Origin of the sequence: Pseudomonas sp. NFACC56-3 (assembly GCF_900100025.1) — a bacterium.
In the GTDB taxonomy this organism is placed as follows: Bacteria; Pseudomonadota; Gammaproteobacteria; order Pseudomonadales; family Pseudomonadaceae; genus Aquipseudomonas; species Aquipseudomonas fluorescens_AA.
In genome coordinates, this window is the sequence record NZ_FMTK01000036.1 from 16,790 (window position 1) to 27,948 (window position 11,159).

Sequence of the window (11,159 nt, forward strand, 5' to 3'; positions counted from 1 at the left end):
AAAGCAAGGAGCAAGACCATGAGTGCATTTCAACCCGACACCCTGATCAAAAACCCCCACGCCTGCCAGGTCGAAACCTCGGTGGAGGTCACGGCCGACGCGGCGCGCGTCTGGGACGTGGTGGGTGATTTTGGCGGATTCAACCGCTTCATCCCGGCCCTGGAGCACATCGAAATGACCGGCGCGGGCGTGAGGTCCCTGCGCAAGAAATTCTTCCGCGATGGGCAGAACCTGGTGGTGGAACAGCTCAACAGCCGCGACGACCAGGCCATGCACATGACCTGGACGCTGATCTACAACACCCTGGGCATCGACAACCTGTGGGCGGCCATGCGCGTCGAACCCCTGGCGGACAACCGCTGCCGCGCCACCTGGACCATCATCGCCGACCACACCGACGCCCACACCCCGTCGGGCTTCAGGGATTTCCTCCAGGGCTTCGCCGATGAGGCGATGGGGAACGTGCAGGAGATGTTCAAATAAGCACCAATCCCCTGTGGGAGCGGGCTTGCTCGCGAAGGCGGTGGATCTGTTGACGGTGATGGTGGCTGTACCGACGTCATCGCGAGCAAGCTCGCTCCCACATTGAGTTGGCGTGAACCCAATATCCAGGCTCTCCCCTGTGGGAGCGAGCTTGCTCGCGAAAGCGGTGGATCTGTGCCGGTGATGGTGGCTGTACCGACGTCATCGCGAGCAAGCTCGCTCCCACATTGAGTTGGCGTGAACCCAATATCCAGGCTCACCGCCAATCCCCTGTGGGAGCGAGCTTGCTCGCGATGGCGGTGGCTCGGCTTGCGACTGGGGTCAGATCTTGAAGCTGTCCACCAGTTGCTTCAGTCGATTGGCCTGTTGGGACAAGGCATCGCAATCCTTCAGGGTTTCATTGAGGTTGGCCACGCTTTGCTGGTTCAGCAGGTTGATGTGGCTGACGTCCATGTTGAGGGTTTCCACCACCGCGGTCTGTTCTTCGGTCGCGGCGGCCACCGACTGGTTCATGCCGTCGATCTCACCAATGCGCTGCGTCACGCTGACCAACCGCAAGCCGGCCTGGTTGGCCACTTCCACGCTTTCTTCGCTGGACGCCTGGCTGGCGTTCATCGTGGTCACCGCTTCACGGGAACCGACCTGCAGCGAAGTGATCATCTTGTGGATTTCTTCCGCCGACTCCTGGGTACGGTGCGCCAGGTTGCGCACTTCGTCGGCCACCACCGCAAAACCGCGCCCGGCTTCACCGGCACGGGCCGCTTCGATGGCAGCGTTCAGGGCCAGCAGGTTGGTTTGCTGGGAGATGCCCTTGATCACGTCCAGGATGTGCCCGATGTTGTCGGTGCTGGCGTTCAGGGTTTCGATCTGGGTGCACGAGAGGCTGATCTTCTGCGACAGCTCGGTCATGGCCTGGATGGTTTTTTCCACCACCTGGCGACCGTCATCGGCCTGTTCGCTGGCACCGCTGGCATGCTGCGAGGCATCGGCGGCATTACGGGCGATTTCCTGGGTCGCGGCGCCCAACTGGTTGATGGCCGCAGCCACGCTGTTGGTGCGGGCACTCTGCTCATCCGAGCCGACGAGCGAAGCGTTGGACGAGGTCATCACTCGTTGCGACAGGTCATGCACCTGGCGAGTAGCGGAAGACACTTCCGAGATCGACGCGTGAATCCGCTCCACGAACTGGTTGAACGAACCACCCAGCACCGCGAACTCATCCGTGCCCTGCACCACCAGGCGCCGGGTCAGATCGCCTTCGCCCTGGGCGATGTCCTGCATGGCGCGGCCCATGGTGGTCAACGGGCGCATCAATACCTGGATCAGCATGCTCAGCAGCAACGCAATGGCCGCCACCGCGACGAACATCGCGATCAACGCCGACGTACGGAACTGGCTCAACGGCGCGTAGGCCTTGGCCTTGTCGATCGACAGGCCGATGTACCACTCGGCATTCGGCAGGCCCGCCACCTGGGTGAACGAAAGAATGCGGTCCTTCCCATTCAACTCGACCTCTTGGATACCCTTGCCAATGCGCACAGGGGTGCCGGGGTAGATGTCCTTGAGGTTCTTCATCACGTGGTCTTTATCCGGGCTGACGATCACCTGACCGTCGCCGCTCACCAGGAACGCATGGCCGATACCACCGAAGTCCACGGAGTTGATGATTTTCACCAGGGTTTCCAGGCTCAGGTCGCCGCCCACCACGCCGAGCAGTTCGCCGTTGTGCTTCACCGGCAGGGCAACGGTCACCACCAGGCCGCCCACCGCCGCCAGATAAGGCGGGGTCAGCATGGTTTTATCGGCGGTCACCGCCTGTTTGTACCAAGGGCGCTGACGCGGGTCGTAGCCGTCAGGCATTTTCGCGTCAGGCCGTTGGGTGAAGACACCGTTGGCCTGGCCCACATAAGTGAATTGGAAGTTCGACGTCAGCGCCGGTTGGTCGACCAGCCCGGGCAAATCGGCAGTCGCGCCCTGGTGCGCGATGTTTTGCGCCAGGTTTTCCAATACCAGTATCCGGCCACTCATCCAGTTCTGGATGCTGCTGGCCGTCAGGTCGCCGGATTGCTCGATGGACGACTCAAGGCTGCTGCCAATGGTGTTGCGCTGCAAATAATCGTTGTAGAGCGTGAACAGGGCAAAAGCCAGAACCACCACACCAGAGGCGGCGAGAAGGATTTTGTGGCTGAACTTTAGATTCATCGATGGGGCTTCTTATGCAAGGAGTGGGGGTGCATTCCAGATTGCAACGTTCCATATAACGACGCGGGCGGTTGTCACTTCGCTCCACTTTGGTGCACGCATATCACTCTGTCGGCAAGCCTGTACAAATAATTAGGGATTCGAAGAAATAGACGACGGGAGGACAAGGCGGGCAAACGGTGGTTGCAAATTCGCCGGGCGATGATGACAATGCGACCTATTATCATTTGTAACATCCAGGCCGTCGCGTCCATGTCATCTCCCGAGTTTGCAGTACAGGCGCTCTACAGCCGGCATCACGGCTGGCTCAATACGTGGCTGCGCACCCGGTTGGGCAATGCCGCCGATGCGGCGGACCTGGCCCAGGACACCTTCGTGCGCCTGTTGCAGCGCAGCGAACGCCTGGAGCTCAGGACGCCACGTGCCTTTTTGCGAACCATCGCCCAAGGCCTGGTGATCGACCATTGGCGGCGAGCGGAAATCGAACGCGCCTACCTGGAAACCATCGCTCACCTGCCGCCAGCCCAAACCCCTGGTGCTGAAGCCCAGGCCTTGATCCTGGAACTGCTCGAAGCCATTGCCAGGATGCTCGAAGGCCTCAAGCCGAAAGTGCGCAGGGCCTTTCTGTTGGCCCAGTGCGAAGGCCTGACGTACAAGCAGATCGCCGAACAGATGGGCATCTCGTTGCGCTCGGTGGAGCGCTACGTCGCCGATGCGCTGTACCACTGCTATGTGTTGCGCTATGAAAGCTGAGCCGGCGGATCACTTGCAGAGCCGCCGCAACGGCCCGTCGCAACAGGTGGTCAGGCAGGCGATCAACTGGCTGTTGCGCCTGCGCAATCACACCGCTCACCCGACCCTGCGCCAAGAGTGCGACACCTGGCGCGCCGCCCACCCTGAACACGAACTCGCCTGGCAACGGGTGCAATCGCTGCACAGCGAATTGACCGCCAACCTGCGGGCGGTGCCCGGTGCCCATGTCGCCCTGGATACCCTGGAAAACAGTGCCCAGCGCCTCAGTCGTCGCCAGGCCCTGAAGTTGCTGTCGGGCATCGCCGTGGTGAGCGGCGCGGCATGGCTGGGCAAAGACCTGGGCTGGCAAGCGTGGAATGCCGATTTCGCCACCGCCACCGGTGAACGCCGAGGTTTCCAGTTGCCGGACGGCACGCGGCTCGAGCTCAACACCCACAGCGCCGCCGACCTGGACTTCAGCGCCCGGCAGCGCCTGATTACCCTGGCCCGCGGCGAAATCATGGTCACCTGTGGCCGCGACCCGGGGCGGCCGTTGCTGGTGAAAAGCAGGCATGGCCTGTTCGAAGGGCTGGAAGGGCGCTTCGTCGTGCGCCAAGACAGCGACTGCACACGCTTGAGCGTCACCAGCGGACACGTCGTCATCCGTTCGCACCCCAGCAGCGATGGTCCGCCCATCCAGGTCGAGGCCGGGCAAAGCTATCTGGTCACTGCATCGACAGCGGCCCTGGCACCGCCGCTGGACATGGACGCAGGCGCCTGGGCCGACGGTTTGATCGTCACGCGCAACATGCGCCTGGAAGACTTCCTCAATGAAGTAGGACGCTACCGCTCGGGCTATCTGCACTGCGCAGCGTCGATCGCCGACCTGCGCCTGTCGGGGGTGTTCCGCTTGGAAGACACCGACAAATTGCTGGCCGTCCTGCCCCGCACGCTCCCGGTACAGCTGCGCTATCGAACCCGTTGGTGGATCACGGTGGAACGCCTGGCTTGATTTTTTTTGGCGGGTTTCAGGCCGGCGTCCGGCTAGGACAGTAAGCAACCCTTATCTGCCTTCGGCGACTCCTACGGAACCTACAATGACTGAGCGCGTACCTCTCAAGAACCCCTTCGGCTTTTCTTCGCAACCGCGCCTGTTGCGCCAGGCGATTCATGCCGCACTGCTCTCCACGGCACTGGGGGTCAGCGTCGTGCCGATGCTCGCGCTGGCCGCACAAAACGGCGTGACTGCCAGCCGTCAGAGCTACAACATAGCCCCGGGCCCATTGAGCGATGTGCTGAACCAGTTCGCCCGCCAGGCCGGGATCACCCTGGCAAGCACCCCGGCGCAAACCGGCGGCGTCCAGTCCCCGGGGCTCAAGGGCGAGTATTCGCCCGACCAGGCCCTGAGGCAGTTGCTCAGCGGCTCAGGACTGGTTGCCGTCAGCCAGGATGGCAGCAGCTATGTGCTGCAAACCGAGACCGCTGGCAGCACATTGGAATTGCCGACCACCGACATCAAGGGCTTCGCCCTGGGTAACGCCTTGGGCAGCATGGAAGGCTACAACGCCACCCACAGCCAGGTCGCCACCAAGACCAGCACCGCCCTGCGGGAAACCTCCCAGAGCGTGTCGGTGGTCACCCGCGAACAAATGGACGACCAGGGCGCGCAAACCGTGGCCCAGGCCATGCGCTACACCCCCGGCGTGCTGACCAACCCCTATGGTGCGACCCACCGCTACGACTATGTGGCGATGCGCGGCTTCAACGACGGCTCGGTGGATAACATCTACCTCGACGGCCTCAAGTCCATGGGCGACAGCGGCACCTACAGCTCCATGCAGGTCGATCCGTACTTCCTCGAGCGGGTCGACATTCTCAAGGGCCCGTCCTCGGTGCTCTACGGCCGCAGCTCGCCGGGCGGCCTGGTGGCGCTGACCAGCAAGAAGCCGCTGTACGAGGCCTATCACCAGGTCCAGGCCACGGTCGGCACCCAGGGCCAGCGCGGCATGGGCTTCGACTTCAGCGGCCCGGTGGATGACGAAAAACGCCTCACCTATCGCCTGATCGGCCTGGCGGACAGCTCCGACACCCAGTTCGACCACAACAAGGAAAAACGCTTCGCCCTCGCCCCCACGGTGAACATCGACTTCAGCGAGGACACCTCGCTGACCCTGCAAGCCTACCTGCAGCATGACCCCGATGGCGGCTACCACGGTGGCATGCCGGCCGACGGCACCTTGCATCAGCGCAACGGTCGACGGATTTCCGAGCACTTCTTCGAAGGCGAACCCGGCATCGACCGCTATGAACGTGACCAGCAGTCGTTCGGCTACCAATTCGAACACCGTTTCAACGATGTCTTCACCGCCCGGCAGAACTTCCGTTACCTGGATTCCGAGGTCAAGAACGATCAGGTCTATGCCTACGACTGGACCACGCCCACCAGCAACGAGCTGAACCGCTACTACACCGGCGCCGAAGAAAAGCTCCATTCGTTCATCGTCGACAACATGCTGCAAGCCGAATTCTTCACCGGCGCCACCCAGCACACCGTACTGATGGGCGTCGACTACCAGCGCCGCAAAACCGTGGTCGACTGGACCAGCGGCAGCCTGGCGCCGATCAACGCCTTCGACCCGGTCTACGGCAACTCGGCCATCACCTACTTCAGCCCCACCAGCTACCTGCGGCGCCTGGAGCAGACCGGCGTCTACCTGCAAGACCTGATCGAAATGGACAAGTGGCGCTTCTCCCTCGGCCTGCGCCAGGACTGGGTGCAAACCTCGGATGAGAACCGCATCGCTGAGTTCGGTCGTCCGGAAGGCACCGAGATCAACGACAAACGCACCAAGCTCACTGGCCGTGCCGGGGCGCTGTACCTGTTCGACAACGGCCTGGCGCCGTACATCAGCTATTCCGAGTCGTTCAACCCCAACTCCTATGCCGACAGCGCCGGCAACCCGCTGCCGCCGACCGATGGCAAGCAGTGGGAACTGGGGTTGAAGTACCAGCCACCGGGCACCGATGACCTGTACACGGCCTCGCTGTTCCGCATCGACCAGGAAAACCTGGCGACCAAACTGCCCCAGGACAACTTCTACCGCGCCATCGGTGCCGTGCGCTCCCAGGGACTGGAGCTGGAAGCGCACCTGCAGTTGACCGAACAATTCAAAGTGCTGGGCAGCTACACCTTCACCGACATCGAATACTCGAAATCGATGGTCAGCACCCTCAGCACGCCCACCGACATCATCGAAAACAAGGGCAACTCACCAACCCAGGCGCCGCGCCACATGGCCTCGGCCTGGGCGGACTACACGTTCGACAGCGGCACCCTCGATGGCCTGCGCCTGGGCGGCGGCGTGCGCTATGTCGGCTATAGCTGGGCCGATGCGGAGAACACCATGAAGGTGCCGTCCTACACGTTGTTCGATGCCTCGGTGGGGTATGACCTGGGCAAGGTCGGCTTGAAGGGCGTGGACGTGCGCCTGAACGCGAACAACCTGACGAACGAAAGCTACGTCGCCTCGTGCGCGAGCCTGAGCTATTGCTACCTGGGCGAAGAGCGCAACGTGGCGGCGACGGTGAGTTACCAGTTCTGACTCATTCTTCAGGCCAGGCATGCACCTGTGGCGAGGGGATTTATCCCCTCGCCACAGGTTGGGTGTTTGTCCCTGAAGTGGTGCGTCTCAAACCCGAGCCGTACCCACCCCCTCCCGTGCGACAGCCTCTTCCCGCACAAACCGATTCGCCCGCCCGAACGTGCCGAAGTCATTGAACCGCACGCCCATCTCCCGCATCACCTTGTGAGCCACCGGCACTGTCAATTGGCGAATGTAGAACGGTTCCTTCACCACGAAATGATGAATGCCATGACTGCTGCCGAAGTTGAAGCAGAACGCCTGCAACGGCCACAACCACCAGGGATTGAGCACCTGGGTTTGCTGGATGACGTTGCCCGGCTCGATGTCGCCGTAGTAGTGCATGTTCGAACTGACGAAATGCAGGCAAAAGGTGCGCAACACGTTCGGCCCGATGATCACCACCGCCGCGATGTCGATCACCTGCATCGTCGCCAGCGTGGTGGCCGACCAGTCAATTGAAGTCCCCAGCAGACTGGCGACACCGTTGGCCCCGTGGAAACCGAGGAACACATACCAGGCACCCCAGTGCAGCAACGCCAGCGGGAAATAAACCTTCAGCGTACGCTTGAGGATGCTGCGCTTGTGCCCCCAGGTCTTGGCCCGCAGCAGGCGGATGAAGGCCGACATCACGTTGTCGCCCACCATCAGCAACCGCGCCAGCCCCCAGGGTTCGCCGTTGGTGATCGCCCGTTCCTCCATGTCGGCCTCGCTGCCGGACACCTTGTGATGGTTGAGGTGCAGGTGGCGGCGGATCCAAGGGTTGATCGTGCTCGGCCGCGCCAGCCACACCAGCCCCATCATCAGATTGTGGGGCAGGCGCTGCTTGCGGAAATACATGCTGTGGATCAGGTCATGTTCCAGCTCGTGGGTCAGGGACGCGAAAAACCCGTTGAGCAACAGGCACGCCCACCCGGCCAGGTAACCGTTGATGTAGAGCAGCGCCGAACCGATCATCCCAGCCAGGGCCAGCGCCAGGATGCTCGCGCCCAACGCATCCTGGTGGCGCAGGATCGGATAACGCTGGCGCAACTCCTCGCCCCGGGCCAGGACCACCTGGCGAATATGGGCCGCTCGTTGTTGTGCATTCAATCGCTCGGGGCTTGCGCAAGTGCCGTGCATGGCTTACATCCTCTATCAGAGATGTGCTCATCCTGCCGGGCGTTGTCCCATGGGGTGGTAGCCGTAAACGCCAACCTGTTGACCGCAAGCGCCAATCGTCATGACGGAACCGACCTCCCTCGCCAGTTGGACCCGCGCCCTGCGCAAGCAGCTCGATGCATTGGGCCTGGACAGCCATGCCCTGTGCGTCGAGGCGGGGCTCGACCCGCAATGGATGGACGACCCGAACGCCCGTTATCCGCTCTCGGCCACCACGCGCCTGTGGGCATTGGCCGTGCAGGCCAGCGGCGACCCGGCCATCGGCCTGCGGGTATCGCGCTTCGTCAGCCCCACCACGTTTCACGCACTGGGTTATGCCCTGGTGGCCAGCGGCAGCCTGCGGGAAGTGTTCGAGCGGATCGTGCGCTATCACCCGGTGGTCAGCGATGCACTGACCCTGCAACTGAGCCGCGGCGAAGACCGCTACCGCTTCAATCTCGATGTGCCCCAGGGCAGCCCGTCACCGGCCTTTGAAGCCATCGATGCGTTCGCGGCGATTTACGTGCGCACCTGTCGCAACCGCCTCGGCCGTGATTACGCGCCCCTGGCAGTGTACCTGCGCCGCCCGGAACCGGCGGACCCCAGCCCATGGCATAAAGTGTTTCGCTCGCCGGTGCATTTCGGCGCCGCCCAGGATTGCCTGGAGTTCAACCTCAGCGACTTCGACAGCCACCTGGACGACGCCAACCCGGAACTGGCCGAGCACAATGAAACGGTGCTCGAACGCACCCTCGCCCAGCTCAAGCCGCTGACCTGGGAACGCAAGGTGCGCGCGGCCATCGAGGCCCAACTGCCCGAAGGCGAGCCCAGCGCCGAACGCATTGCCCAGGCCATGCACCTGAGCCTGCGCAGCCTGCAACGGCATCTGGCCGACGAAGGCTGCCGCTTCGACGCACTGCTCAACGAGTGCCGGGAAAACCTCGCGCTGCTGCACCTGCGCGATCCCCAATGCTCGCTGAGCGAAGTCAGCTACCTGCTGGGCTTCGCCGATACCAGCAGCTTCAGCCGCGCCTTCAAGCGCTGGACCGGGATGACGCCGGGGCAGTTTCGGGATGGGTTGCGCTAGGGATTTGCGTTGGCTGGGCTGACCCTATCGCGAGCAAGCTCGCTCCCACATTGGGAACGGTGTGACCGCGATATCTGCGGCAACACAAACCCCCTGTGGGAGCGAGCTTGCTCGCGATGGCGGTGTATCAGTCAATATTGATGTCGACTGACCTGTCGCCTTCGCGAGCAAGCTCGCTGCCACAGGGGTCAGGTCGGTTCAGATGGTGGTCAGCGCCCGCAACCGCTCGATGTCGACGATTTCGATCTCGCCATAACCCAGGTGGAGAATGCCCTGTGCCTGCAAGTCCTTGAGGATCTGGTTGGTGGTCTGGCGGGACAGCGAGAGCATCAGCGCCAGTTGCTCCTGGGGCAGTTGCAAGACCCGGCGCGGCGGTTCGATTTCGCCGTAGCCTTCGGCGATCATCAGCAGGCGGTGGGCCACGCGGGCCGGGGCGGGCATCAGGCTCAGGTGTTCGAGGTTGATGAAGGTCAGGCGCAGTTTATGACTCATCAACAATGCCAGATGCCGCCAGTAGATCGGTTGCGCTTGCAGGAAGGCCAGCAACGGCGCCTGGGGCACGTGCAGCAGCGTACCTTGACCCACCACGACCGCATCATGGGTCCGTGGCTGGCCATCGAACAGGCAGATTTCACCGAACCAGTGAGGTGCCTCCACCACGCTCAGCAACGCCTCCTTGCCCTGTTCGTTCACCGCACCGACGCGCATCGCGCCTTCCAGCACGGCATACAGTCCACAGGGTGGATCGCCGCGCTGGAACAGCCGATGCCCCGCTGGCAGGCGGCGCACCCGCGCCATGCCCAGCAGACTATTCTGTAACTCATCAGGCAGATGGCTGTACCAGTGGCCGGCCATCAGGTGCGAGTGCCAGGGGTGCGAATTCATGGAAACTCCGGGACAAGTGTCGGCTAACTGACAGAACGCCTCGTGGTACCCGGGCATCATGCAGGCATCACCTCAGGAGGAACAACAATGAAAAGCCTCGTCGATCATCTCAGTCAATACGCTGCTTATCACCGAGACCCGCGCAACATCGCCAGTCATTTCATCGGGATCCCGCTGATTTTCGTCGCCGTCGCCGTGCTGCTGTCACGCCCCGGCTGGCCAGTGGGCACGGTGCTGGTGTCGCCAGCGCTGCTGGCGGCGGTGGCCAGCGCCTGGTTCTACCTGCGCCTGGAGTTGCGCCTGGGGGCGCTGATGACGGTGCTGCTGGGCCTGGCGGTATGGCTGGGCCAGGTGCTCGCCGCGCAAAGCACCTGGGTATGGCTGGGCAGTGGCCTGGGGATGTTCGTGGTGGGCTGGGCGATCCAGTTCGTCGGCCACTCTTACGAAGGCCGCAAGCCGGCGTTCGTCGACGACCTCACCGGGCTGATCGTCGGGCCGTTGTTCGTGGTGGTGGAAGCGGGCTTCCTGCTGGGGCTTCGCGGCGAACTGAAGCGGGCCATCGAAGAGCGTGTCGGGCCGGTGGCGTTGCGCAACCAGCGTTCGGCGGCGTGAAAAAACCATGCCCCTCTGTGGGAGCGAGCTTGCTCGCGATTGCGCTCGACCAGACACATCCGTGTCGACTGATCCACCGCTATCGCGAGCAAGCTCGCTTGTATGGTAGGACTTGAAGGGGGGAGGAGGGACAAAGCTCGATTCTGACTGTTAGCCGCAGTACAGACCGTGGGAGATTTCACCCCTCCTCCTTTCACCCAAGCGCCGATAAAGAATGCATCTGGCCTAGACCGACGATAGGAACAAGCCTGCGCCTCTGGGTGAACCCTTCAAGTGTTCAAACCTTAGCCCGGAGGATTTTCAATGGCAATGCCGGTTTCTGTCGCAAAGCCGATCGTGGGTGTTGATGTCGCCAAAGATGAGTTGGTGATTTATCA

General features: G+C 62.6%; 9 protein-coding genes. 6 read left to right on the forward strand and 3 right to left on the reverse strand.

The window, feature by feature from the left end:
* Positions 1 to 18: 18 nt before the first annotated feature.
* Positions 19 to 483 (forward strand): SRPBCC family protein, encoded by a 465-nt coding sequence (locus BLO80_RS28300; protein ID WP_092334396.1) that lies wholly within the window; start codon positions 19 to 21, stop codon positions 481 to 483.
* A gap of 321 nt (positions 484 to 804) precedes the next feature.
* Here the strand turns inward: BLO80_RS28300 and BLO80_RS28305 are convergent, their stop codons facing one another.
* Entirely contained in the window at positions 805 to 2,685 is a 1,881-nt protein-coding gene (locus BLO80_RS28305) for a methyl-accepting chemotaxis protein (protein WP_092334384.1), read from the reverse strand.
* Between the two features lie 252 nt (positions 2,686 to 2,937).
* Here BLO80_RS28305 and BLO80_RS28310 point away from each other — a divergent pair, with 252 nt between their 5' ends.
* From BLO80_RS28310 to BLO80_RS28320, 3 genes are all read left to right on the forward strand, one after another.
* Complete coding sequence (locus BLO80_RS28310; protein ID WP_092176834.1) at positions 2,938 to 3,438, forward strand: sigma-70 family RNA polymerase sigma factor; 501 nt, start codon at positions 2,938 to 2,940, stop codon at positions 3,436 to 3,438.
* Positions 3,428 to 4,429 carry a FecR domain-containing protein gene (locus tag BLO80_RS28315; protein WP_092334386.1) on the forward strand — a complete coding sequence of 334 codons (1,002 nt, stop codon included), beginning with the start codon at positions 3,428 to 3,430 and terminating at the stop codon, positions 4,427 to 4,429. Before BLO80_RS28310 ends, BLO80_RS28315 begins: the two co-directional genes overlap by 11 nt.
* 85 nt (positions 4,430 to 4,514) lie before the next feature.
* Positions 4,515 to 7,019 carry a TonB-dependent siderophore receptor gene (locus BLO80_RS28320; RefSeq protein WP_092334388.1) on the forward strand — a complete coding sequence of 835 codons (2,505 nt, stop codon included), beginning with the start codon at positions 4,515 to 4,517 and terminating at the stop codon, positions 7,017 to 7,019.
* A gap of 87 nt (positions 7,020 to 7,106) precedes the next feature.
* Here BLO80_RS28320 and BLO80_RS28325 read toward each other — a convergent pair whose 3' ends face one another.
* On the reverse strand, positions 7,107 to 8,180 hold the full coding sequence (locus tag BLO80_RS28325; protein ID WP_092334390.1) for a fatty acid desaturase: 1,074 nt from the start codon (positions 8,178 to 8,180) through the stop codon (positions 7,107 to 7,109).
* Between the two features lie 100 nt (positions 8,181 to 8,280).
* Here BLO80_RS28325 and BLO80_RS28330 point away from each other — a divergent pair, with 100 nt between their 5' ends.
* A complete protein-coding gene (locus tag BLO80_RS28330; protein ID WP_092204960.1) occupies positions 8,281 to 9,285 on the forward strand; it encodes an AraC family transcriptional regulator in 1,005 nt (334 codons plus the stop codon).
* Positions 9,286 to 9,483: 198 nt separating this feature from the next.
* Here the strand turns inward: BLO80_RS28330 and BLO80_RS28335 are convergent, their stop codons facing one another.
* Positions 9,484 to 10,170, reverse strand: coding sequence for a Crp/Fnr family transcriptional regulator (locus BLO80_RS28335; protein WP_092334392.1), 687 nt, complete (start codon positions 10,168 to 10,170; stop codon positions 9,484 to 9,486).
* Positions 10,171 to 10,257: 87 nt separating this feature from the next.
* On the opposite strand from BLO80_RS28335, the gene BLO80_RS28340 reads away from it, so the two are divergent.
* A complete protein-coding gene (locus BLO80_RS28340) occupies positions 10,258 to 10,782 on the forward strand; it encodes an Mpo1 family 2-hydroxy fatty acid dioxygenase (protein WP_092334394.1) in 525 nt (174 codons plus the stop codon).
* Positions 10,783 to 11,159 lie beyond the last annotated feature (377 nt).